This window comes from Thalassospira sp. B30-1, assembly GCF_015767575.1.
GTDB lineage: Bacteria > Pseudomonadota > Alphaproteobacteria > Rhodospirillales > Thalassospiraceae > Thalassospira > Thalassospira xiamenensis.
The window spans coordinates 1,152,495-1,174,518 of record NZ_CP065232.1; the positions used below are offsets into that span (position 1 = coordinate 1,152,495).

The 22,024-nt window shown below is 55.6% G+C and carries 25 protein-coding genes and 1 riboswitch; of the genes, 13 read left to right on the plus strand and 12 right to left on the minus strand.

What is annotated here, in order from left to right; genetic code table 11:
* Positions 1 to 19: 19 nt before the first annotated feature.
* From IT971_RS05315 to IT971_RS05340, 6 genes are all read right to left on the minus strand, one after another.
* A complete protein-coding gene (locus tag IT971_RS05315; protein ID WP_063093491.1) occupies positions 20 to 430 on the minus strand; it encodes an MAPEG family protein in 411 nt (136 codons plus the stop codon).
* 114 nt (positions 431 to 544) lie between these two features.
* Positions 545 to 1,309: an SDR family NAD(P)-dependent oxidoreductase gene (locus tag IT971_RS05320; RefSeq protein WP_063093490.1), complete on the minus strand. Its 765-nt coding sequence runs from the start codon at positions 1,307 to 1,309 to the stop codon at positions 545 to 547.
* Between the two features lie 94 nt (positions 1,310 to 1,403).
* Positions 1,404 to 1,616 carry a helix-turn-helix transcriptional regulator gene (locus IT971_RS05325; RefSeq protein ID WP_063093489.1) on the minus strand — a complete coding sequence of 71 codons (213 nt, stop codon included), beginning with the start codon at positions 1,614 to 1,616 and terminating at the stop codon, positions 1,404 to 1,406.
* Positions 1,616 to 2,155, minus strand: coding sequence for a DUF2975 domain-containing protein (locus IT971_RS05330; protein ID WP_063093488.1), 540 nt, complete (start codon positions 2,153 to 2,155; stop codon positions 1,616 to 1,618). Before IT971_RS05330 ends, IT971_RS05325 begins: the two co-directional genes overlap by 1 nt.
* 283 nt (positions 2,156 to 2,438) lie before the next feature.
* Positions 2,439 to 2,711: a hypothetical protein gene (locus IT971_RS05335; protein WP_007090803.1), complete on the minus strand. Its 273-nt coding sequence runs from the start codon at positions 2,709 to 2,711 to the stop codon at positions 2,439 to 2,441.
* Between the two features lie 172 nt (positions 2,712 to 2,883).
* Positions 2,884 to 3,090 (minus strand): hypothetical protein, encoded by a 207-nt coding sequence (locus IT971_RS05340; RefSeq protein ID WP_063093487.1) that lies wholly within the window; start codon positions 3,088 to 3,090, stop codon positions 2,884 to 2,886.
* Between the two features lie 133 nt (positions 3,091 to 3,223).
* Here IT971_RS05340 and IT971_RS05345 point away from each other — a divergent pair, with 133 nt between their 5' ends.
* The 4 genes from IT971_RS05345 (at position 3,224) to IT971_RS05360 (ending at position 5,512) form a co-directional block, all read left to right on the plus strand.
* Positions 3,224 to 3,688 carry a helix-turn-helix transcriptional regulator gene (locus IT971_RS05345; protein WP_063093576.1) on the plus strand — a complete coding sequence of 155 codons (465 nt, stop codon included), beginning with the start codon at positions 3,224 to 3,226 and terminating at the stop codon, positions 3,686 to 3,688.
* Positions 3,689 to 3,807: 119 nt separating this feature from the next.
* Positions 3,808 to 4,022: riboswitch (cobalamin riboswitch) on the plus strand.
* Positions 4,023 to 4,053: 31 nt separating this feature from the next.
* Positions 4,054 to 4,227 carry a CbtB domain-containing protein gene (locus IT971_RS05350; protein WP_007090806.1) on the plus strand — a complete coding sequence of 58 codons (174 nt, stop codon included), beginning with the start codon at positions 4,054 to 4,056 and terminating at the stop codon, positions 4,225 to 4,227.
* A 3-nt stretch (positions 4,228 to 4,230) separates the two neighbouring features.
* A complete protein-coding gene (locus tag IT971_RS05355; RefSeq protein ID WP_037992379.1) occupies positions 4,231 to 4,914 on the plus strand; it encodes a CbtA family protein in 684 nt (227 codons plus the stop codon).
* Between the two features lie 73 nt (positions 4,915 to 4,987).
* On the plus strand, positions 4,988 to 5,512 hold the full coding sequence (locus IT971_RS05360; RefSeq protein ID WP_037992381.1) for a hypothetical protein: 525 nt from the start codon (positions 4,988 to 4,990) through the stop codon (positions 5,510 to 5,512).
* Here IT971_RS05360 and IT971_RS05365 read toward each other — a convergent pair whose 3' ends face one another.
* Positions 5,513 to 5,884 (minus strand): DUF1636 domain-containing protein, encoded by a 372-nt coding sequence (locus IT971_RS05365; protein WP_074624805.1) that lies wholly within the window; start codon positions 5,882 to 5,884, stop codon positions 5,513 to 5,515.
* A gap of 199 nt (positions 5,885 to 6,083) precedes the next feature.
* On the opposite strand from IT971_RS05365, the gene IT971_RS05370 reads away from it, so the two are divergent.
* From IT971_RS05370 to IT971_RS05400, 7 genes are all read left to right on the plus strand, one after another.
* On the plus strand, positions 6,084 to 8,507 hold the full coding sequence (locus tag IT971_RS05370; protein ID WP_063093486.1) for a heavy metal translocating P-type ATPase: 2,424 nt from the start codon (positions 6,084 to 6,086) through the stop codon (positions 8,505 to 8,507).
* A 396-nt stretch (positions 8,508 to 8,903) separates the two neighbouring features.
* A complete protein-coding gene (locus IT971_RS05375; RefSeq protein ID WP_007090811.1) occupies positions 8,904 to 9,740 on the plus strand; it encodes a transporter substrate-binding domain-containing protein in 837 nt (278 codons plus the stop codon).
* Between the two features lie 26 nt (positions 9,741 to 9,766).
* Positions 9,767 to 10,429: an amino acid ABC transporter permease gene (locus IT971_RS05380; protein WP_007090812.1), complete on the plus strand. Its 663-nt coding sequence runs from the start codon at positions 9,767 to 9,769 to the stop codon at positions 10,427 to 10,429.
* An 11-nt stretch (positions 10,430 to 10,440) separates the two neighbouring features.
* Entirely contained in the window at positions 10,441 to 11,100 is a 660-nt protein-coding gene (locus tag IT971_RS05385) for an amino acid ABC transporter permease (protein WP_063093485.1), read from the plus strand.
* A gap of 10 nt (positions 11,101 to 11,110) precedes the next feature.
* Positions 11,111 to 11,875, plus strand: coding sequence for an amino acid ABC transporter ATP-binding protein (locus IT971_RS05390; protein ID WP_063093484.1), 765 nt, complete (start codon positions 11,111 to 11,113; stop codon positions 11,873 to 11,875).
* 21 nt (positions 11,876 to 11,896) lie between these two features.
* Complete coding sequence (locus IT971_RS05395; protein WP_007090815.1) at positions 11,897 to 12,283, plus strand: RidA family protein; 387 nt, start codon at positions 11,897 to 11,899, stop codon at positions 12,281 to 12,283.
* Between the two features lie 43 nt (positions 12,284 to 12,326).
* Positions 12,327 to 13,085: an IclR family transcriptional regulator gene (locus IT971_RS05400; protein ID WP_007090816.1), complete on the plus strand. Its 759-nt coding sequence runs from the start codon at positions 12,327 to 12,329 to the stop codon at positions 13,083 to 13,085.
* Between the two features lie 406 nt (positions 13,086 to 13,491).
* On the opposite strand, the gene IT971_RS05405 is transcribed toward IT971_RS05400, so the two are convergent.
* From IT971_RS05405 to IT971_RS05420, 4 genes are all read right to left on the minus strand, one after another.
* Positions 13,492 to 14,631: a DUF1513 domain-containing protein gene (locus tag IT971_RS05405; protein ID WP_063093483.1), complete on the minus strand. Its 1,140-nt coding sequence runs from the start codon at positions 14,629 to 14,631 to the stop codon at positions 13,492 to 13,494.
* A gap of 19 nt (positions 14,632 to 14,650) precedes the next feature.
* Positions 14,651 to 15,781, minus strand: coding sequence for an imelysin family protein (locus IT971_RS05410; protein WP_063093482.1), 1,131 nt, complete (start codon positions 15,779 to 15,781; stop codon positions 14,651 to 14,653).
* A gap of 36 nt (positions 15,782 to 15,817) precedes the next feature.
* The gene (locus tag IT971_RS05415; RefSeq protein ID WP_063093481.1) at positions 15,818 to 17,275 is read right to left on the minus strand and encodes a di-heme oxidoredictase family protein; all 1,458 of its coding nucleotides are present in this window, start codon (positions 17,273 to 17,275) and stop codon (positions 15,818 to 15,820) included.
* A 96-nt stretch (positions 17,276 to 17,371) separates the two neighbouring features.
* Positions 17,372 to 18,640, minus strand: a complete 1,269-nt coding sequence (locus IT971_RS05420) for an imelysin family protein (RefSeq protein WP_063093480.1) — start codon at positions 18,638 to 18,640, stop codon at positions 17,372 to 17,374.
* 231 nt (positions 18,641 to 18,871) lie between these two features.
* Between IT971_RS05420 and IT971_RS05425 the strand changes: the two genes are divergently transcribed.
* Positions 18,872 to 19,573 carry a cytochrome b/b6 domain-containing protein gene (locus tag IT971_RS05425; protein WP_063093479.1) on the plus strand — a complete coding sequence of 234 codons (702 nt, stop codon included), beginning with the start codon at positions 18,872 to 18,874 and terminating at the stop codon, positions 19,571 to 19,573.
* 112 nt (positions 19,574 to 19,685) lie between these two features.
* Here IT971_RS05425 and IT971_RS05430 read toward each other — a convergent pair whose 3' ends face one another.
* On the minus strand, positions 19,686 to 20,150 hold the full coding sequence (locus IT971_RS05430; protein ID WP_037992404.1) for a cytochrome c: 465 nt from the start codon (positions 20,148 to 20,150) through the stop codon (positions 19,686 to 19,688).
* Between the two features lie 218 nt (positions 20,151 to 20,368).
* Between IT971_RS05430 and IT971_RS05435 the strand changes: the two genes are divergently transcribed.
* Positions 20,369 to 21,883, plus strand: a complete 1,515-nt coding sequence (locus IT971_RS05435) for an NAD-dependent succinate-semialdehyde dehydrogenase (protein ID WP_223305030.1) — start codon at positions 20,369 to 20,371, stop codon at positions 21,881 to 21,883.
* Positions 21,884 to 22,024: the final 141 nt, after the last annotated feature.

Sequence of the window (22,024 nt, forward strand, 5' to 3'; positions counted from 1 at the left end):
CGAGAGTTTGCGCCGACAATTACGACCCGAATAATTGCGAGACAAAGGCAAGCATCGCAAACAGGCTGACAAAATAGGCAATGGATCGCACGCCATTGATCCCCGGAACGCGCGTGATCCCGGCAAGATAGAACCCGGCATGGGCAAGGCGGGCGAGGGTAAAGACAACCGCGCAAGCCACAGTGACAGTGTTAGAAATGCCGATTGCATGTGCGACCAGAACGATAATCGCAAACGGCACCAGATTTTCCAGATGGTTCTGATGGGCGCGCAGACCACGGGCAGCCAAGCCCTGCCGTTCGGGCAGATTGTCGCGATTGCCCAAAAGGCGTTTGCCGCCGACCTGCTTGCCATAGGACCAATTGTAAACCCACGGGAAAGCAAGGCAGAAAAGGGCGTTGAAAACGAGAAGGGCAAGTTCGATGGTCACGGAAACACCTTTTGGTGATGGTTTATCCAAGCCATACGCAGGAAAAAGGGCAGGCGATCAAACTTTTGCGCCGCGAGGCGTGCGTGTTTTATCAAGCTGATCGCCCGAAAGTGCTTATTCTTCTGCGGCCTTGCGAAGGGCCGGGAGCCCGACACCGGCCGTTTCAAACCCGCCATCGGCCGCGATCACCTGACCGGTAACGTAGCTCGCCTTGTCGGAGCATAAAAACGCAATCACTTCGGCAATTTCGCGTTCGTTGCCGTATCGGCCAAGCGGCATGGCATCAAGATAGGCCGATATGATTTCCGGCGAATGGACCGCCATGGCAAGCTTGGTCTTGACTGGGCCGGGGCAGACGCAGTTGGACCGCACCCCGAAATCGCCAAGCTCGATCGCCTGCTGTTTTGTCAGGTGAATGACGGCGGCCTTAGATGTGCCATAAGCGACCCGAAGGGTAGAGGCCCGAAGCCCGGAAATAGAGCCGATATTGACAATCGCGCCCTTGGTCTGTTTCAGGGCAGGTATTGCCGCCTGTGAGACAAGAAAAACACCATCAAGGTTGGTTTCCATGATCCGGCGCCACGCGCTGAAGTCGGTTTCACCAATTGGCAGGAAATCGGCAACCCCGGCATTATTGACGACCGCATCAATCTGTCCGAACTCGGTCAGGACCTCGTCGATCATCAGATCGACCTGTTCGGGGATTGATACGTCATATTCAAACGCCTTGGCATTTGCGATATCGCGACATGATTTGCGAAGTTCCGCGCTGTCACGATCAATCATCGCAACCTGCCAGCCCTGTTCGATAAAAAGATGTGTGGTGGCAAGTCCGATGCCGCGCGCGGCACCTGTTACGAGGGCAACCTTGTTTTCCATTCACGTCTTCCCTGATAACAGCCGTTAAACAGGCTGCTTGGTTTCTTATGAAGGACGGCCCCGTGTTAACCGGGCCCGTCATGATCACAAGAGCTTACAGGTCGTCGGCAACGAATTCCAGAAGATCACCGGGTTGGCAATCAAGTTCCCGACAAATCGCGGCAAGCGTTTCAAACCTGACCCCGCGCACCTTGCCTGATTTCAGAAGCGACAGGTTCTGTTCGCTAACGCCGATCCGCGCAGCGAGGTCCTTGGATTTCATCTTTCGCAGGGCAAGCATCACGTCTAGCCGCACAATGATCGCCATCAGACGAAGCTCCTGTTTTCGTCTTCGATACGGGTGGCTTCACCAAGTACCCATGCAATCACCAGAAGCAGCCCACCCAGAAACAGCGTGCTGACTTCGGCATTGCTCAGCCCGATCGACAGTACCCGTTCGCCTTCTGGCCGGGTTATGGTTGCCAGCACGGATGTCAGAGCGCCTGAAATCGGCTTGATCAGGGTCTGTGCCATAAGGGCCACGGAAAATGCTTTCAGATGGGCAATCGGGGCAGGCTGGAAAATATGGTTTTCGGTAAAAGACAGGAACATCTTGCGCAACCGCCAAAGCCCGTAGGCCATTACCAGTGTCGGCAGCATCATCGATGCCATCACGGCATATTTCTGCCATCCGGAAAGGGCGCGCAATTCTTCAATGCTGATGGTCATCTGGCTGGCGCTGGTATCAATCCAGCCATCCACATGCCATATCAGCGGCACGAGACAGATTTCGAAAACAACGCCGATAAGGCATACCCAGCCAAGTATGCGGCTGACGGTGCGGACATTTTTCAAGGTATCGGACATGACGGGGCTCCATCCGGAAACAATCAAGGGACATTTTAATGACGAATAAAATTCATTAATTAAAATAAAACATGAATTTTTTATCGAAATGAGTCAACCCGGATTTTTGTCCGTAGTAGTGCTTTGATCGTCAGGTGGTCGATGCCTAGCCAAAATGCAGACAAAAAAATGCAGCCGGGGCGGTTGAAACACCCGGCTGCAGAAGGAATGGCGGGGAGGGGAGGAAAACCCGCCAGGGAAGAGAGGGAGACGAAAAAGTCTGGCTGCTTCCAGCGCGGCGTCGTTAATGCCGTTTGGAAGAGATCATCGCGTCCCACGCACCTTGCAAACGTTGTTTGGCTTCACGAAAACGCTGCAGGGATTCTTGCGGGATATCACCGCTATGATCTTTGATCTCGCTCCAGGCGGCATCCATGTCATCCCACGCCTGAACAACCTCGCTTGGCAATTGTTCAAGCCCGGCTTCGGATTCCTTGCAATGGGCTGTAAGGCCGAATTCCCAATCCTTGAATTCCTGATGGAGCTTGGCGTGCTCCGGAAGGGGACGGGCTGTCATGGGAGCCTCCTTTTGCTTTTCCAGACAATTTCAATCTGGCGCGTAATCATGTCATCGATTTGCAATGAAAAGGCGATTTTGGGGCATTCTCTATAAAGGGCATAAAACCGGCAATTTACCTGCCAATCATATCGTTCCATGCTTTTTCAAGATTTGCGGTCGCCTTGTGGAACTACTCTGCGGTGGCGTTGCTTGCGGCATCGCCTTCGGCCTTAAGCTTTTCCCACGCCTCATTCATCTCGTTATAGGGGCCGGTTACCTCTTTGGGCAGATTTCCGACCTGCATGTCGTTTTTCGCGCAGTAACCGGCAACATTCCGTTCCCAACTGTCGTGGGACTGGCGCAGATTAAAAATGTCGAGTGCTGTTTGCTCTTGCATCGGTGTGTCTCCTTGTTCTGGTGGGCACTTTCGATGATGTGTCATACCTGTAACGTTCCCTGCGTGGCGGAGTTCCATGCACGCAAACATCAAGTCCCCTTGCCAAGCGATGCAGGGCGTGGAAAATAGTGGCATGTCACAAAGCAAAGCAAAATCACGTAAAGTCGAAGTCACACCGGCCCGCCCGGTCGTGGTCAGCGCCAATAATGATGGTGACGATTGTCAGGAATGCGATACCGCGGCACGTCTTGGCCTTTCCACCGAACAGGGGGAAGCCGTAACGCGTGATGCGTCGCGCGCCACCGGTCATAACCTGTCGCTGCCCGATATCGAGGCGGCGGCAAAAATCTTTGCGCTTTTGGGGGATGCCGGGCGGTTGCAGCTTGTTCTGCGCTGCATGGAAAAACCGCAAACCGTTGGCGAACTGGCCGAGGCATCGGGCATGTCGCAGTCGCTTACCAGCCATCATCTGCGTCAGTTGCGCGATCAGCGCATTCTGGCCTCCGAGCGCAACGGGCGTCATATCTTCTATCAGATTGATGACGAACATATTTCCCGTGTTGTTCGAGATGTCTTTGCCCACGTCACACACGACTAAGCCACCCCCGCACTGATCTTTGCGGGCATTCCAGTCGCAGATCGACAATCGGGCGAATATGTTCGTCGAATGATCACCCGGCCTGCGTGGTTTTCACATTGCACTTGCGCAAAATTACCGTCATAAACGAATGGCTTGGTTTTTCCCGCTCTGCTCGGGGTTGGGAAACGAAGAGGGAATTTGGAAAGCCGTCTGTTTGACGGTCAAAGCCAAAGCCGCCCCCGCGACTGTATGCGACGAGTGCCCGCCATCATACCACTTGCGAAAGCAGGGAAGGTCGGCGACGCATGAAGACCCGCAAGCCAGGAGACCTGCCAGGCATGGACCCGAACCGACTGTCGGGTGTGACAGCAAAGGAGATTTCTATGACCACGCAGACCGCGGCATTTGCCGTTTCGAAAAAATCCGTTCTTCTGCCGATCCTTGCCTGTGCCGTTTTCGGCATGGCGATTGTCTTTGTGACCGGCCACGTTCAGGCGGACCTGCTTCATGATGCGGCACACGATGTGCGCCACGCGACCGGCTTTCCCTGCCACTAAGTCATGTTCACACGCATAGTAACCAGCGCGTTGTTCGCTGGTGCTGCAGCGGGGCTTATTGCGGCCCTGCTACAGCTGTATTTTGTGCAGCCCGTTTTGCTGCATGCGGAGCTGTATGAAACCGGTGCCCTTGTGCATTTCGGCGGTGACGCGGTTAGCGCGCATCAGGATGTCGGCGGGATTGATCCGCTGCGTGACGGGCTAAGCATCCTGTTCACCATGCTGGTCTATACCGGCTATGCACTGATCCTGATCGCGGCCATGGCCTTTGCCGAAAATCGTGGTCATGTGGTGACGGCGCGCAATGGCATCATCTGGGGCATTGCAGGGTTTGTCATCGTGCATTTCGCACCGGGCTTCACCTTGGCGCCAGAGGTGCCCGGTGTTGCTGCGGCCGATGTCTATGAACGGCAAATCTGGTGGTTTGCGACGGTGGCAACCGCGGCACTTGCGGTTTGGCTGATCGCCTTTGGCCGGAACTGGCTGGCGTGGGGGGCGGCGGTTGTTCTGCTTCTGGCGCCCCATGTTATCGGTGCGCCGGAACCCGATCAGTTCAGCGGTCCCGTGCCGACCGAACTCGGCGCGCTGTTTGCTGCGCGTGCCTTTGGTATCGGGGCGGTGGCCTGGGTGTTGACCGGGCTGTTTGCCGGGCATTTCTGGCGGCGTGAAGCCGACCGGGAAGCGTAAAACGCAATCACATTGATCAGGCGCGGTATATTCCGCGCCTGTTTTCTTTCATTGATTTGTCTGGATAAACGAAATGCCACGTTCACTTGCTCTTTTCGGGATCGGGCTTGTTTTTGGCGGCGGGATTGGCTTTCTGGTGGCGGCGGGCAATGGCATCACCCTTGATGGTCATGACCATTCCGATCCGCGCGCGCATGGGGAAAGTGCCCATGGTGATACGCATGACACGATGAATGTCAACGGTGCCCATGCCAGCCATGATGCCGTCATTTCACTGCCCGATGCCGTTGATGCGCCAAGGCTTGATGTTGCCATTGCGCCCGATCCGGTCAGTGGCTGGAACCTGCATCTCTTGGTGCAGAATTTCCGTTTTGCCCCCGAACATGCCAGCAGTCCCCATATCCCGGGCGAGGGACATGCTCATGTCTATGTTAACGGCACCAAGATCGCCCGCCTGTATGGCCCGTGGCTTCATATCGCAGACCTTCCAGCGGGCGATAATGAGGTTATCGTGACCCTTACGGCCAATGACCATAGCCAGCTTGCCGTTGGCGATAAGCCACTGCGTCAGGTCATGACTGTTTCGGTTGCGCCATAATCACAGGGCCGGGATACGGGCCTTAAGGCAAAATCGAAGACGTCCGCAGCCGCGTGCGTCTTCGATCCATCCATCCGGGGCGTTCAGATATTCCCGGCAGGTGGCAATGATATCGTCAATATCACGATGTGCCGATAATCCGGCAAAAAGATAACTTGCCCGCCCGGTTCCCTGAAGTGCAACCGATGTCGGGTCGCTGCATGATCCCATGCAGTCAACCTGCGTGATTTCAAACGTTTCGGGCAATTCCGCCTGATCAAGTGCCGTGCCTAACTGCCGCACAAAACCATCCGCATCGACAAAATCCGTCTTTGGGTCCGGATCAGCATCAGGTGCTGGTTGGCAGGTTTTGCAAATGACAATACGGGGCATGCGGCGGTTGGCCTTGGTTCTTAAATCGGGTGGTCACTATGGCCGCAGTGCTGGCGTAATTCATCAACTTTTTCGGGGCGTCGGGCATTGTGTGTGATAACATTCAAATCATGGTTTGAATGTTCTTGACTCACTAATATATGAATTGTTATTTGAATGTGATGCATGAATATAAATTTGAATGTTGGCGAGGTCCAGAATGTCCGTCATCGTAAAATGGGATCAGTTCCCGGCCATTGGAAATTGTGAAAGCTGCAAGTCATCGCTGATTGCGTCGCTCAACGTTGCTGTGCCCGGGCAAAGCTTTGTTGCCGCCGCCGATGGCTTGCACGCGCAATCCGAACTGAGTGTCGAGGACCAGGGCACTGTTGATGATGTGCTGGCCCGTCATCGTGACGGCATTTCGCATCACCAGTGGGCCGTATCGGGCATGGATTGCGGGTCCTGTGTGGCGAAAATCGAAACCGTGCTTACCAAACGTGATGGCGTGCAATGTGTAGATGTGTCGATGATGCGTGAAACGGTCACGTTGGGCCTTCGCAATGATAGTGCCGAAACGCGTTCCGATATCAGCACCATGCTGACCAAATTGGGTTATCCGGCAAAGGAAAAGGTAATTCCGGGGGCGGGGAAATCATCCGAAGCCGCTTGCTGCGCTGGCGGTTCCTGTGGTTCTGCCAATCCGGCTGCGACGGATAATGCCGCGTCGCAAGATACCGATGCCAATGACAAATCCCTGCTGCGCAAACTGGCCCCCTGGCCGGAAGCCGGGGACGAAATTGCATGGGCAGCGATCTGGCTGGTTCTAGGCGGATTGGTCGGCTGGCTGGTTCCGGCCACCGATGCTTATGCCATGTCCATTGCCTCGATCATCGCGGCATTGCCGGTGATGAGAACAGCGTTCCGTCTGGCGGCAAGCGGCGCATTCTTTTCCATCGAACTATTGATGAGTGTCGCGGTTCTTGGCGCGGTTGCAATCGGCGAAAGCCTTGAGGCCGGGATGGTCGTGCTGCTGTTTGCGATTGGCGAAAGCCTTGAAGGCATTGCCGCGGGGCGGGCGCGCAGCGGGGTTAAATCGCTGATGAAACTGGCCCCGGAGACTGCGCGGCGGGTTTCACCATCTGGTGGCGGCTTTGATACGGTTGCACCCTCGGCGCTTGCGCTTGACGACTTCGTTGAAGTCCGCCCCGGCGAACGCATCCCGGCGGATGGTATCCTGACTGTCGGCTCGGCTGAAATCGATAACAGCCACCTGACCGGGGAATCCGTTCCGGTTGCCTCCGAACCGGGGGGCGAGGTTTTTGCCGGTGCCATCGTCACAGATCGCCCGGTCCGCCTGCGCGTGACCCGCGCCGCCGGGCAAACCATGCTGGATCGCGTGATCGAGCTGGTCGAACAAAGCGAAAAGCACAAGGCACCGGTCGAGCGCTTCGTTGCCAAATTCGCTCGTATCTATACGCCAATCATCATGGCGCTTGCGGCCCTTACGGTCGTTGTTCCACCGGTTCTGTTCGGGCAAGGCTGGGAAGAATGGATCTATCGTGGGCTGGCCCTGCTTCTGATCGGCTGCCCCTGTGCCTTGGTGATCTCCACACCGGCGGCGGTGACATCGGCCCTTGCCCGTGCATCTAGGATCGGCCTGCTGGTTAAAGGCGGTGCAGCACTTGAGGCCATCGGGGCCGTACGCACCATGGCGTTTGATAAAACCGGCACGCTGACCGAAGGCAAGCCGAAGCTGACGGCAATGATGTCGGTGGGTGATATGGACGAGGACCGGCTGCTTGCCATTGCCGCTGCCCTTGAAACCGTAACCTCCCACCCGCTGGCAAAGGCGGTGGTCAATGCGGCGACGGACAAGAAACTTGATTTGCCGGAAATCACCGATGCGCGAACCATCGCCGGTGCCGGGGTCGAAGCCCGGATTGATGGCATGCTTTATCGTGTCGGGGCGGCCAAACGCCTTGATATCAAACCGGCTGCCGAAGTTGCCGATTGGCTCGCCGTACAGGAAGACGCCGGCAGCACGGCCGTTGTTATCCTGCGCGATGGCGATGTCATTGGCGCGCTTGCGTTGCGCGATACCGCACGCGCCGATGCAAAGGATGCACTTGGCAAACTGAACGCCTTGGGCATCAGCCCGCTGATGCTGACCGGCGATGCCGAACGTGTCGCCAAACGTATGGCTGGTGAACTTGGCATTGATTACCGGGCGCAGCTTCTGCCCGAAGACAAGCTGAACGTGCTGGCCGAATTGCGCAATGATCCGGCGCGAAAGGGGCCGATTGCCATGGTGGGTGACGGCATCAATGATGCCCCGGCGCTGAAATCGGCCGATGTTGGCATCGCAATTGGCGGGGGTACGGATATTGCGCTTGAGGCCGCCGATGCGGTGGCGGTCAAGGACCGGCTTTCGGATGTTGTCAATCTGGTGAAGCTGTCCCGCAGTACACGTCGCGTGATCCGCGAAAATATCGCGCTGGCGCTGGGGCTCAAGGCTGTCTTTCTGGTCACAAGCATCACTGGCCTGACCGGGCTGTGGCTTGCGGTGATGGCCGATACCGGCGCAACTGTTCTGGTGACGCTTAACAGTCTGCGGTTGCTGATTGCGCTACGCAACCGCTGATCCTCATCTCGGGGAAACTGCATCATAAACCTATAGAATATCGGCCACTATTGCATCTCGTGATAGTGGCCGATTTCTTTTTGCTACCTTCCGCGCGGCGACTCCCGATCTGCCCTGTGTGCGTGACCTTCATTTTGCGCAGAAATATGCGGAAAACGTCCTGTTTTTCAGGACGTGCAGGTCATGGCATCCACGAAAATTCGCTGACCGGAGGGACCGGGCAACAAAATCACTACACTTCAAAAACCAAGGGAAGCTGCGGGTTTCGCAAAAGCGAATTGACATGGCTAGATTTTGGTTTCAAGTTAAATCCGTAACAACGATATTAATTCCGGTATAACGGAAAAACTGGGACTCATCAAAAACGGTTGGCTCTTTTCATCAGCGGAGACAAACATGACCTTCTTAAAGACAATCGCAGTAGCGGCTCTTATGACCGCAACTGCCGGATCGGCCATTGCACAGGAAGCCAGCAAGCTCCAGCAGGTCCTTGACCGCGGTTACCTGATTTTGGGAACCGGCTCCACCAACCCGCCATGGCACTTCATTGACTCGGATAACAAGCTCAAGGGCTTTGACGTTGATATGGGCCGCCTTGTTGCCAAGGCCCTGTTTGGCGATCCCGACAAGATTGAATATGTCCAGCAGTCCGGCGATGCCCGCATTCCGAACCTTGTGACCGACAAGGTCGATCTGGCCTGCCAGTTCATGACGGTGACCGCCGAACGCGCCCAGCAGATCGAATTCACGATCCCCTATTACCGTGAAGGCGTTGGTCTGTTGCAGATGGAAGGTGGCGACTACGCCGATTACGAAGCGCTCAAGGCTGCCGGGTCCGACGTCACCGTTGCCGTTCTTCAGAACGTCTATGCCGAGGAAATGGTTCACGCCGCCCTGCCAGAGGCAGAAGTTGACCAGTATGACAGCGTGGATCTGATGTATCAGGCGCTTAATTCCGGGCGTGCCGATGCCGCCGCAACCGATCAGTCGGCACTGCGCTGGTTCATGGTCAAAAACCCGGGCCGTTATCATGACGCCGGATATGGCTGGAACCCGCAAAGCTATTCCTGTGGTGTGAAGCCCGGCGATCAGCGTTGGCTGAACTTTGTAAACACGGTTCTGCACGAAGGCATGACCGGTGTTGAATTCCCGTTCTACGCCGACAGTTTCAAAACCTGGTTCGGCACGGAACTGTCGGTGCCGCAGATCGGCTTCCCCGTCGAATACAAATAACCCAGCAGCATCCGGGAAGAACCGCTTTGAACTACGATTTCAATTTCAGCGTCATCTGGCGCAATTGGGAACTGCTGGCGCAAGGGCTTGGCCTTGGCTTGTTCCTTGCCCTTGTTTCGATTGCAATCGGTTGCGGGATCGGGCTTCTGGCGGCTTTCGGGATGCTGTCCCGTCATCGGGTTTTACGCTGGATCGCAGTGGCTTATGTCTCTGCGATCCGCAATACCCCGATCCTTGTTCTGATCCTGTTTTGCTATTTCGCATTGCCCCAGCTTGGCATTGCGCTTGATAAAATACCGTCCTTCATTTTCACGCTGTCGATTTATGCCGGTGCCTATCTGGCCGAAGTTTTCCGTTCGGGCCTTGTGGCATTGCCAAAGGGCCTGCGCGAAGCCGGGCTTGCCATCGGTTTGACGGAACTGAAAATCAAAATCCACATCATCATTCCGGTGATGTTGCGCAATGTGTTGCCGTCGCTATCGAACAACTTCATTTCGCTGTTCAAGGACACGTCGCTTGCGGCCGCCATCGCGGTGCCCGAACTGACGTTTTATGCGCGCAAGATCAATGTCGAAAGTTTCCGCGTGATTGAAACATGGATGGTTGCGTCACTGATTTACGTGGTGGCCTGCTATGTCATCGCGTGGTTCCTGCGCCAGCTTGAACAACGACTTGCGGTTCCGCGCTGAAAGGCTTTCACATGAATTTTTCTCTTTTCCTGACAGAATTGTGGAACGCCCGGATGAACCTGTTGGCCGGGCTTGGCGATACGGTTCTCATTTCCGTCGCGTCCGTGCTGCTTGGAACGTTCCTTGGCGTTTTCGTCGGTCTGGCGATGACATATGGCAAAAAGCCGACCCGGTTCGGGGTGCGCGTCTATATCGACTTCCTGCGCGGAACTCCGGTCTTCGTTCTGATTCTTGCCTGTTTTTATATTCTTTCTGTTGTTGGCCTGGATCTCAGTGCGTTTCAGGCTGGTGTGCTTGCACTGACGATGTTCTGTTCGTCCCATGTCGGTGAAATTGTCCGTGGTGCGTTAAAGGCAATCCCGGCCGGGCAGACCGAAGCCGCCAAGTCAATCGGGCTGACTTTCGGGCAAACCTTTGCCTATGTCCTGCTGCCCCAGGCCCTGCGTCAGATACTGCCGACCTGGGTCAATACCGCGACCGAAATCGTCAAGGCATCGACGCTGCTTTCGATCATTGGTGTGGTTGAATTGCTGCTGGCAACCCAGCAGGTCATTTCGCGGACCTATCTCAGCCTCGAATTCTATCTGTTCGTGGGTTTCGTCTATTTCATTCTGAACTTCCTGATCGAACAGGCCGGCCGTGCTGTCGAACGCCGCATCTCGATCCCATAATGAGGCAGCCATGTCCCCCATTCTGACAATTACCGACCTTCACAAAAGCTTTGGCGATCTCGAAGTCCTCAAGGGCATCGATATGACCATGCAAAAGGGTGATGTCGTCTCGCTGATCGGATCATCGGGTTCGGGCAAGACAACCCTGTTGCGCTGCGTGAACCTGCTTGAAGATTTCGAACGCGGTTCCATCGAACTGGACGGCGAAGCCATCGGCTACAGACACGAAGGTGTTGAGCGTCGCCGTCTTTCCGAACGTCATATTGCGCGTCAACGCGCCATGACCGGCATGGCGTTTCAGCAGTTCAACCTGTTCCCGCATATGACCGCCATTCGCAATGTCATGCTGGGTCTGACCAAGACCAAGAAAATGGCAAAGGACGAAGCCTATGCCATTGCCGAAAAATGGCTTGAACGGGTCGGCATGATTGAACGGCGCGATCATTTCCCCGGTCAGTTGTCCGGCGGACAGCAGCAGCGTGTTGCGATTGCGCGCGCGATTGCCATGAACCCGCGCATCATGCTGTTTGACGAAGTGACATCCGCCCTTGATCCGGAACTGGTCAAGGAAGTTCTGGCCGTTGTCCGCGATCTTGCCGACGACGGAATGACCATGCTGCTTGTCACCCATGAAATGCGCTTTGCCCGCGATGTTTCAAGCAAGGTCGTGTTCATGCATCACGGCCGTATCCACGAAGAAGGTCCCCCCGAACAGATTTTCGGCGCACCGGAAACAGACCGGTTGCGCGGCTTTCTTGCAAATTCTGAAATGTGATTGAGTACCAGGAGATATTGAATGACCATCAAAAGACACGGTGTCGGTGAAGCAAAAGGAAACGGTCAGAAGGCACTGCCTTTTGCAAAGGCTACGGAAGCTGACGGATGGCTTTACGTGTCCGGACAAACGCCGATGCGTGATGGCGAAGTCGTTGGAAACGGGATTGTCGAACAGTCCCGCATTGCTATCGAAAACATGCTGAAAATCGTCGAGGATGCCGGGTATGGCGCAAGCGATATCATGCGCATCGGCGTCTGGCTTGATGATGCGCGCGATTTCTGGAGCTTCAACGGCGTCTTTCAGGAATATTTCGGAGACCATCCGCCTGCGCGCGCTTGCGTTCAGTCTTCAATGGTGGTGGATTGCAAGGTCGAGGTCGACTGCATTGCCTTTCGCAAGGCATAAGAACCTCTATCCAAAGAACTGATCGCCAGCGAAGAGGGGACTTATGAAAGAAGGGCAAATACGGAAACGGGCGCGCGGCATTGATCGGGCGTTTGATATTCTTGATCATTTGCGCTCTGTCAAAGTCTCGCAACGGCCTGCCGAGATCGCTCAGGCGCTCGGCGCGCCGACCTCTACGATCTATGATCTGATCAGCGTTCTGCTGGAACACGGTATGCTCGAGGTCACCGATGCCAACGGATCGGTGTTCCTTGGGCGTCGTGTCTATTTTCTTGGGCTGGCCTATCGCGAATATTTCGATCTGACCCGCGAAGCCGGTGTCGTGCTGGATGAAATCACCGCCACGACCAAGGAAACATCGCAGTTCTGCATGCTGGACGGCAATAAATACACCGTCGCCCTTCAACGCGAAGGCAGCCGTCCGTTCCGCATCAGTGCAAATGTTGGCGAACGCACCCCGATCCCGTGGACGGCATCGGGTCGGCTGTTGCTGGGCCATTTTTCCGATGATGAAATCCGCGATCTGATTCCGGCAAACGATTTTGTTCTGCCCGATGGCAGCCATACCGATTTTGATGCCTATATCGCCGAAATCCGGCAGGCGGCAAAAGACGGGTTCTTTTCCTTTGATAGCATCGTTGACACCTTCACCCATTGCTTCGCCGCCCCGATCCGCGATCAGAACGGCGTCTGTGTTGCAACGGTATGTATTGTCGCGCCAAAGGATGATGCCCGCAAAAACTATGCGCAGTATCGCGACGCACTGAAATCCGCTGGCGATAAACTATCCCACAGCGTCTGATTACTTGTCCGTCCGCACACAATATCTTTGCGTGGAAGAATGCCGGTTTCTTTGTGCTGAAAAGAGAAAGCGGCGGTTATCGTTTCCCGCATCGATAACCACCGCTGTTCCACCTTGAGAGGCCCGCGGGGAGAGAGACCCGCAGGTGAGAGACAGCCTTTTGGGGACAAGTGCGAATGGGTTGCATTCGCGGGCTGTGTCGAGAGACGTTATAGGTCAGGAAAAAATACTGCGCAAGTGAAAATCGTTCGCATTTGCATAAAATTTTTGGTTGAGAGTTTGACGGTGTTTCTATCCCGACTGAAACGGTTGGTTAATATCGCAGTTTCCCGCGGATTTCAGGCCGAAAATGCCAAAAAGGCCGCACGATCTGTACGGCCTTTCAGGTCGGGTTAAACGACGATATTTAGATGGAAATACGCCGCAGATGATTGTCCCAATGAAGCGATTTAAGCGAATCGTCGGGTAATTCGACGCGTTTTCGGCGAATCGCATCCATACGCCATCCGGTACCAAGGCCGCTGGTGCCAACGAACTGACCCGCAACATCTGTCGCGGCAAGCCCGCAGCCATCCGGGGCGGCGATATGGGTCAGGAAGCCCGATGTTTTGACATCCCAGAATGTGATCAATCCGCCGCGCGGGCAGGAAATGCCAAATACCTGTCCCGATGCGTCAAAGCGCACCGATCCGCAATATTGCCGCATGCGCAGCTGGACATTGTCCGGGGCCTCGATCGGGCGGATTTCGCTACCCGGATGCCACAACCCGACCAGCGGCACCTGATCGGTCAGTTCCCCCTGATACTGGAAGCCCGCCGCAATTGTCCCATTGGATGCGACATCAAGATGGCGGATGGATAATTGATGCCAGTCGGCTTTAAGTGCCGCCTGATGGATCAGCTTGCCGGTATGCCGATCAATGATCGACAGGTTCGGTTCCATACTGTCGATATTAAGGGCTGTGCGTCCGTCAAAGTCCGGATGGGTGTGCAAGCCACCATTGGCGATCACAAGGCTTTCACCGTCCGGCATCAGGTGCAATTCGTGCGGGCCGGTGCCAAAACTGTCAAATTCGGCAATGCGGCGATACCCGTCTTCTGCATCCCAAACGGAAACAACCCCGCGGGCATGGTCGAAATCATTCTCGGTGATATAAAGGAACCGGCCATCATTGGAATAAACCGCGTGGCCATAAAACCGGCGGTCTTCCGGGCAATGCAGTTTGGCGCGGACCTCGCCGCTATGGCGATCAAGGATCAGGCCATAAAGACCCGGCCTGCGTTCAACCGCCGCCACATCGACATGGTTTGGGCGCAGGCCAAGGTCGTGACCCCGGCCGGGCAGGGCCTGTTCGAACAGGATTTTGCCGTTGGCGTTGAACGCGCTGACGTAAAAGTCATCATGATCCCCGGCACTGGCAGAAATATAATGTGCCCGGTCTTCCACCGCGGGGGCGCTCGCCGCACACCCAATGCCAACCGGCAACAGGGTAAAGGCCCCGCCAACACCCATGAGTTTCAAAAACTCGCGTCGTTGATGTTTCACTTTTTGAACTCCTGTTCGCCTAGTCGCCATCAAGCGCGTTAAAACCGCCGCCCAATTGCGTCGTACCGCCAACGTCGCCCTCGACCAGCGTATTCACAAAACTGACCTGATCGGCGAAATCTGAGAGTTTCTGATAGCCATCGGGCTGATCAAGCAGCTCGACAATCGAGGCAGGCAACTGATCAAGTCCGTCTGACATGGTCTGCCAATTCAGCCGGAAGGATCGATCCAGAAGGCTGCTATCAATCAGGGCCGAAAGGCCTTTGCCTTCTTCGCCGGTATCGCCCCACTTACCGTCATAAATCGCAAACAGCCCGGTCAGGTTATGGGCAATGTTGCGCAGGGATCGTTCGGAAGTCGGGCTTTCGGCGCGGCTGGCTTTGCCATCCTTCGGTCCGTCGCCAAGCGGTCGGCCAAGTTTCTGACTGACAATGATCAGAAGTCCTTCGTGAAGCGCACGATAAAGGTCGGTTGCGGCAAATTTGGCATCCGGGTAATCCATACTATCAGGGCCGGCTTCGATCATGCCCTGGGCAAATGCCGGCCATTCATCGACCAGTTCACCGGTTATGCGTGCCAGATTGGCGCCAATGGCCCCGCCATACCCACACAGGAATACGCCATCCTCGTCATCACCCAGAAGCTTGGGCGATAGCTTGTCGTCAAAAAGAACCTGTTCAAGTGCCGGGAAACCTTGCAGGGCGGCACTGGTATCAGCGATTTTTTCCCGGTCGGTATAAATCGCTGGCTTGTCAAACATCAGTTTGCGGAACTGCCTTGTCGCCGTACCATGTTTGTCAGGCCAGTATTCGATATGCTGATCACGGCCATTGGCAATCAATGGCCCCATGCGCCAAGGCTGCACTTCCTGCCAGATATCCATGGCCGCATGGAAATCTTCGCGTACTTCGTCAAGGCCATCCTGATCGGGCTCGGCACAGAAATCATCCATTTCATCGGACAGGTTTGTTGTGGCGTCATGCAGCGCATCAAGCTTGGGCGGCATGACCTCACCCAGAAGATGTTCAAGCACCGGGCGGTAATTTTCATCGGGGATATCGGCGCGCGCGCCGGGCGGTGCCAGCCCCACCGTCAGCAAGGCAGATGCCCCCAAAAGGGCGGCTTTGCGAGTGCGAAACAGGAAAGGCATGATATCCCCCGAACAGTAAGGCTTATAAAATAACGCTTATAAAGAATTCAAAAACGCGATCAACTTGCTGCGATCCGATGATGGCAAGAATGTGACGGCGTCACGCGCGGGTTTTGCCTCTCCCCCGTGCCACAATATGGCTTCCAGAATGTTGCGCGCCCGCCCGTCATGCAGGTATCCGGCACGTGGATCAATTTCCTTTGCGCGGCCCAATCCCCAAAGGGGCGGGGTGCGCCATTCCGTTCCGCTGGCATCGGCTTCAGGCCGGTTGTCGGCAAGCCCGGCCCCCATATCGTGCAATAACAGGTCGCTATACGGCCAGATCACCTGCCCGGATTGCTCCGCCAGATCAGTCTGTTCGGGCAATTGATAGCTTGGCGTGTGGCAGGCTCCGCAACCGATTGAATTGAAAATCTCACGCCCTGCGATCACCTCCGGATCGGATACGTTTTGTCGCATCGGCGGGGCTATGTTACGGGTGTAATAAAGCACAAGGTCGGTGATCTGCCCGTGCGCTTCCAGATTGTCAAATTCCGGATCATTACCATCCGGCGCACCACGGCACAGTGTCTGGGCTTCGGTGCAGTCACCGTATCCGTTGGGATATAGTGGGGTTGAAAGGCCGATATCGAACTGGAATGCATTCTGGTTCTGCTGATCAAGGCTTGGCATTCCGGCTTTCCAGCCAAACCGCCCGATGGCAAGCTCATCCTTTGCAATATCCCAAACCCGGTTGACCCGGCCCGATATGCCATCGCCGTCATGATCTTCCGGATCCGCGCTCGCAAGCAGTACTTCATCGGGAATGGCTTCCAGAAGCCCAAGCCCGATCATCGGCGGTGCAATGCGCGGCGATATCATCACATCGTCGTGCAATGGCCCATAAGCCAGATCGCGCATGCCATAGGTCGGATGGCGCAATTCGACTCTGGTGCCATCGGCTAGTTCGACGGTTTGCATGTCATAACTGACGGTGACCTTGCCTTCGGCTTGAACGGTCGGGATCGAAAAATCCTGAAACTGGCCGCCATAAACCGGATCGGGCAGAGTGGATGCATGGCCTGACGCCAGTAATTCCCGATCCGCATCATTTTGCGGCGGGATCGACAGGCGCAACAACATCGACGTCGCCCCGGCAGACGGATCATCTTCATCAACCGGATGGCCGCGGCCATTTCTGATATGGCACCCGTTGCAGGCCCGTGAATTAAACAGCGGCCCCAAACCGTCTGCTGCCTTGGTGCGCGTTGGGGCGGTTACCCAAAGCCTTTGAAAAAGGGCCTCGCCAAGCTTGAAATCAAGCCGCTTTTCAAAGGTCATATTGGCCGAATGATGGGTGAATGCCATTCGTCCGGTTTTCTTTTGCCAGGTGGTCGCCCCGCCCGGCAGGGCATCGGCGGGTATGGTTTCATCGGCAAATGCCGGTGTCATTGCCCCAAAAACAAGGGCGGTCGCGATCATGAAACGGGAAAGGCGCATGGCGGGAAACTGCATGGAATTCTTCTAATCGTAAAAGCGAAACGGCGGGAGAAAAATTCCCCCGCCGTCGGACTCATTTGGGGCATGACCCCGAATGCGGATCGTATCTGATCAATTGATCGAGGACGGATTGTCAAGGCTGTCCGAACCTTCGAACTCGATCCCGTCAACGCCAATCGCGGCAACGATCTGTTCGATCGATTTGGTCTGATCAACAAGCGCATCGACAAAGGTCTGAACAACGGCATTGCCGTCTTCATTGTCCATTGCGATCAGCTGGTCGAAATGCTCGCCTGCCTGTGCGCGGCTGACCATGGCCTTACCGGCCAGAACCGATGCCGCCAGTTTGGCACGCAGTTCGGTATCAAGGCCTTCATCCTTGGCGGCAACCATATCCGAAAGCGATGCGCCTTCGACGACCGAACCGTCAACACGGGTATAACGGCCAAGATAAACGTTCTGGATGCCCAGCGCATCATAGTAGTGCGAGTTGTGGGTGTTGTCCGAGAAGCAGTCATGCTCTTCTTCCGGATCATGCAGCAGCAGGCCAAGCTTGGTGCGCTCACCCGCGAGTTCGCCATAAGACAGCGAGCCCATGCCGGTCACGATTGCGGTCAGGCCCGGAACGCCGTCACCTTCAAGAACGGTCGCACGTGCTTCGCCACCATCCGCCCACTGTGCGGTCATCCATTCAAGGTCCGAAACCATAAGGTCGGTTGCGGCCTGAAGATACGCACCGCGACGGTCGCAATTGCCATTGGTGCAGGCATCGCCCTTGGCATAGTCGGTCCATGCGCGTGCACCGGCACCGGCTTCGGTTCCGTTCAGATCCTGACCCCACAGAAGGAATTCAATGGCGTGGTAGCCGGTTGCAACGTTGCTTTCAACGTCGTCAATCTCATGCAGGCTTTCGATCAGTGTGGCATCGATTGTTGATGCATCGATGGTTTCACCGGAAATGCTCAGGCTCGGATTGGCAACGACATTGGCGGTATAAGCCGGGTTTTCTTCGTTTTCTTCGCCGTAAAGGTCGGTTTCGACATAGTCGATCAGACCTTCGTCAAGCGGCCATGCGTTAACCTTGCCTTCCCAGTCATCAACGATCGCATTGCCGAAACGGTAAACTTCGGTCTGCTGATACGGCACGCGTGAGGCCAACCATGCGGATTTCGCAGCATCAAAAGTCGCCTGCGACGGATTGGACACCAGCGCATCAACAGCGGTCTGGAGCTGTTTTGCGGTGATGAGCGAATCTTCGTAACCGGCATGTGCAATATCGGCATAGGTGGTCAGGACGTCTTTTGCGTCCGGCGCGGCATAGGCCTGTGCACCAAGGGTGGTTGCCAGTGCAGCCATCCCGAGAATTTTAACGAATTTCATAGGAGTTCCCATCTGTCCCTGAAGGTGAGCCAAGGGCATAGCCCGTGATACTTCGGGGTAATTGTTACTGCTTGTGATAATGATTTGCAAACTCGAAATATCTCAACAAGCAGATTTTCCACATTTTTTGCTGTGATAAACGGAATTTGACCTGCACTTTTGCCAAGATCGGGGCATCATCAAACAAATGCATGATGCGACCGCCAACAAGCAGAAAGAGGGGACCTGCGTATGAGCGATGATACAGAACCGCAAAAAACCGTTCGGCTTTGGGATTTTCCCGTCCGTCTGTTCCATTGGGCATTGGTGATCGCGATTGCGACATCCTGGTGGTCCAATCAGGAAGTCATGATTGATATCCATGCCCTTGCCGGATACAGCGTATTAGCACTGGTGCTGTTTCGTATTATCTGGGGATTTGTCGGCAGTTCCAACGTACGGTTTTCCAGTTTCCTTGCCGGTCCAGGCAAGGTGATCGGCTATATGCGCAAATTGCCAAACGGCTCGGTCCGCGACCTGACTTATCCAGGGCACAATCCGGCGGGCGGCTGGATGGTTATTGTGCTGATCCTGCTCGTGGCGATACAGGCGATAAGCGGCCTTTTTGCCAGCGAGGATACCTTTCTGTTCTTTGATGGTCCGCTGGTTGCCTATGTCAGTTCCGATGTCGCCAGCACGATGAATTTCATTCACCACACCAACATCAATCTGATTTATGGCGCAGTGGCGCTGCATGTTCTGGCCGCGATTTTCTATCTGATGATCAAACGCGAAAACCTGATCGGGGCCATGATCACCGGCGTACGCAAAGTCCCCGAAAGCATCGCGGCCGGTTTCATGCAAATCCGGTTTGCTTCCCCAGTTCTGGGTATCGCGATACTTCTGGTTTGCGGGCTTGCAGTGTGGGGGATGGTCACGCTGGCGCGCGGATAAAGAACTCCCCGAAAGGCTTGTCCTGCCGTGCAGCCGGGGGAGGGCAGCACGGCGAGATGACAGGGCCTTTCGGGGATGTCCGAGCTTGCTCGTGCCCGGCATCTTCGATCTGTTACTTCGAACGGTATTCGTCGTGGCAGCCCTTGCAGGATTTGCCAAGTTCGCCAAGAGCGGCACCCATAGCCCCTTTATCCCCGGCTGCGGCCGCAAGGTTCAGGGCCGCGGTTTTCATTTCCGGGAAACGGCCCGCGAATTCATCCCAATTGGTCCAGACGTCCGGCTTTGCGGTGGTTTTTACCGATGCTTCCGCAGTGTTTTGTTCGAACGCGGCCGGGGCGGCAGAGGCGGAAAACGCAATGCCATTGGCAAGGTTGCGGATTACGCCATCAGGCAGTTCGCACTGCCCCTTCATGTAGCAGCCAAGTGTTCCCATCGCACCACCGATGCCATCCATCAGCATCTGACGTGTTTGAACGGCTTCGTTATCCATTGCCTCGTCGGCCTGTGCGGTTCCAAATGCCCCCAGACCAAGGGCGAGGGATGCGGTCATCAAACCTGCGGTCACAAAATGCTTCATGGCTCTCTCGTTGGTTGTTTCTTCGAAACTCTCTGACGGATACGGGGCATTGGCGTGCGGCCCCGGCTGTTTTAATTCTTATATTAAGGTCATAAGCATTGTTGCCTATGACTTGCCGCTGCGCTTAGTCTCCCAATTGCGCCCCGAAATTCGGAATCACAACCGCGTGATCACCGAATAAATTATTGTAAATGACGTGCACAAGGAAACGCCCCCAAATGTCCGCTGTGTCCAACGCCGCCCCCGATGCCAGCCAAACCGCCATTAGTGAGGGCAGATCGCGCGCCCGCAGGCTGATCGCCGACTGGAACCTTGATAAGGCATTCATCAATGGCGAATGGGCGCGTGCTGATTCGCGCGAAGCCATTGATGTGTATGATCCGGCAACCGGCAAGGTTATCGGCGATGTGCCCTTCATGCGCACCTCCGAGGCAAGGCGCGCGATTGATGCCGCGGATGCAGCGTTCCCGGCATGGTCGCGCATGCTGGCAAAGGAACGATCCGGTTACCTTAAACGTTGGCGCGACCTTCTGGAACAGTATCAGGATGATCTGGCCGCCCTGATCACGCTTGAACAGGGTAAACCCTATGATCAGGCCTTGCGCGAAGTTGTCGGCGCCATTGCCTATGCCGAATGGTATGCTGAGGAAGCCAAGCGCGCCTATGGGCAAACCATGCCCGCGACCCAGCGTGACCGGCGCGTGGTGGTGCAAAAGCATCCCGTGGGTGTCGTGGCGGCGATCACGCCATGGAACTTTCCGCTGACCATGGTCGTGCGCAAATGTGCCCCGGCACTGGCGGCGGGGTGCACAATTGTTGTCAAACCAGCCGAAGATACCCCGATTTCGGCACTGGCCGCCGCAAAACTTGCCGAAATGGCGGGTTTCCCGGCGGGGGTGTTTAACGTCGTGACCGGCCAACCCATGCCGATTGGCGAGGCTCTGACGGGGGATCCGCGCGTACGGATGCTGTCCTTCACCGGCTCTACCGAGGTCGGCAAACGGCTGATGGTGCAATGTGCGCCGACGGTCAAGAAGCTGTCGCTTGAACTGGGCGGCAATGCGCCTTTCATCGTGATGGATGATGCCGACATCGATGCCGCCGTGGCCGGGGCCATGATTTCCAAATTCCGCAACAGCGGCCAGACCTGCGTTTGTGCCAACCGCATTTTCGTGCAGGACGGGGTCTATGAAAGCTTTGTCGAAAAATTCATCGCCGCAAGTCATGCGCAGACTATCGGCAACGGCTTCATTCCCGGTACGGATATTGGTCCGCTGATCAATCGTCAGGCGGTGGCAAAAGTTGAACGATTGATCGATGATGCGAAAAAACGTGGCGCGACCCTGCATTACGGTGCTGACCGCCCCGAAGAAGGCCATTTCATCCGGCCGCTTGTCATGACGGATGTGTCCTTTGATGCCGATTGCTTTAACGAGGAACTGTTTGCCCCGGTGGCGCCGATCTATCGTTTCAGGACCGAGGCCGAGGTGATCGAACTTTCCAACCGGGTACGGGCCGGTCTGTCATCCTATCTTTTCAGTCGCGATATCGGCCATATCCAACGGATTGCCGATGGGCTTGAAACCGGGGTGGTTGGCATCAATGATGGCACCACGTCCCACGAAGGCGCGCCATTTGGCGGTGTAAAGGAAAGCGGACAGGGCCGCGAAGGCGGTCATTGGGGGCTGGAAGAATATCTTGAACCCAAATATCTGAATTATGCACTGGGTTGAACCCGAGAATATTCGCCGACTTTAGCGCGATAATTCGAAGATCGGAGAACGGCAATTGTATGTGATGCAATTGCCGTTCTCCGATTTCTTAATCAGCCATGCAAAATTGAACGGTGCGCGATTCCAGGAATCGAGTCTGCA

Bases quoted from the DNA above. Each gene is read 5' to 3' on its own strand.
- IT971_RS05325 (WP_063093489.1), bottom strand. From the start codon at position 1,616: ATGGCGATCATTGTGCGGCTAGACGTGATGCTTGCCCTGCGAAAGATG.
- IT971_RS05420 (WP_063093480.1), bottom strand. From the start codon at position 18,640: ATGAAATTCGTTAAAATTCTCGGGATGGCTGCACTGGCAACCACCCTT.
- IT971_RS05335 (WP_007090803.1), bottom strand. From the start codon at position 2,711: ATGACAGCCCGTCCCCTTCCGGAGCACGCCAAGCTCCATCAGGAATTC.
- IT971_RS05320 (WP_063093490.1), bottom strand. From the start codon at position 1,309: ATGGAAAACAAGGTTGCCCTCGTAACAGGTGCCGCGCGCGGCATCGGA.
- IT971_RS05425 (WP_063093479.1), top strand. From the start codon at position 18,872: ATGAGCGATGATACAGAACCGCAAAAAACCGTTCGGCTTTGGGATTTT.
- IT971_RS05395 (WP_007090815.1), top strand. From the start codon at position 11,897: ATGACCATCAAAAGACACGGTGTCGGTGAAGCAAAAGGAAACGGTCAG.
- IT971_RS05345 (WP_063093576.1), top strand. From the start codon at position 3,224: ATGTCACAAAGCAAAGCAAAATCACGTAAAGTCGAAGTCACACCGGCC.
- IT971_RS05415 (WP_063093481.1), bottom strand. From the start codon at position 17,275: ATGCAGTTTCCCGCCATGCGCCTTTCCCGTTTCATGATCGCGACCGCC.
- IT971_RS05400 (WP_007090816.1), top strand. From the start codon at position 12,327: ATGAAAGAAGGGCAAATACGGAAACGGGCGCGCGGCATTGATCGGGCG.
- IT971_RS05360 (WP_037992381.1), top strand. From the start codon at position 4,988: ATGCCACGTTCACTTGCTCTTTTCGGGATCGGGCTTGTTTTTGGCGGC.
- IT971_RS05410 (WP_063093482.1), bottom strand. From the start codon at position 15,781: ATGCCTTTCCTGTTTCGCACTCGCAAAGCCGCCCTTTTGGGGGCATCT.
- IT971_RS05370 (WP_063093486.1), top strand. From the start codon at position 6,084: ATGTCCGTCATCGTAAAATGGGATCAGTTCCCGGCCATTGGAAATTGT.
- IT971_RS05435 (WP_223305030.1), top strand. From the start codon at position 20,369: ATGTCCGCTGTGTCCAACGCCGCCCCCGATGCCAGCCAAACCGCCATT.
- IT971_RS05340 (WP_063093487.1), bottom strand. From the start codon at position 3,090: ATGCAAGAGCAAACAGCACTCGACATTTTTAATCTGCGCCAGTCCCAC.
- IT971_RS05350 (WP_007090806.1), top strand. From the start codon at position 4,054: ATGACCACGCAGACCGCGGCATTTGCCGTTTCGAAAAAATCCGTTCTT.
- IT971_RS05430 (WP_037992404.1), bottom strand. From the start codon at position 20,150: ATGAAGCATTTTGTGACCGCAGGTTTGATGACCGCATCCCTCGCCCTT.
- IT971_RS05365 (WP_074624805.1), bottom strand. From the start codon at position 5,884: ATGCCCCGTATTGTCATTTGCAAAACCTGCCAACCAGCACCTGATGCT.
- IT971_RS05390 (WP_063093484.1), top strand. From the start codon at position 11,111: ATGTCCCCCATTCTGACAATTACCGACCTTCACAAAAGCTTTGGCGAT.
- IT971_RS05330 (WP_063093488.1), bottom strand. From the start codon at position 2,155: ATGTCCGATACCTTGAAAAATGTCCGCACCGTCAGCCGCATACTTGGC.
- IT971_RS05385 (WP_063093485.1), top strand. From the start codon at position 10,441: ATGAATTTTTCTCTTTTCCTGACAGAATTGTGGAACGCCCGGATGAAC.
- IT971_RS05375 (WP_007090811.1), top strand. From the start codon at position 8,904: ATGACCTTCTTAAAGACAATCGCAGTAGCGGCTCTTATGACCGCAACT.
- IT971_RS05355 (WP_037992379.1), top strand. From the start codon at position 4,231: ATGTTCACACGCATAGTAACCAGCGCGTTGTTCGCTGGTGCTGCAGCG.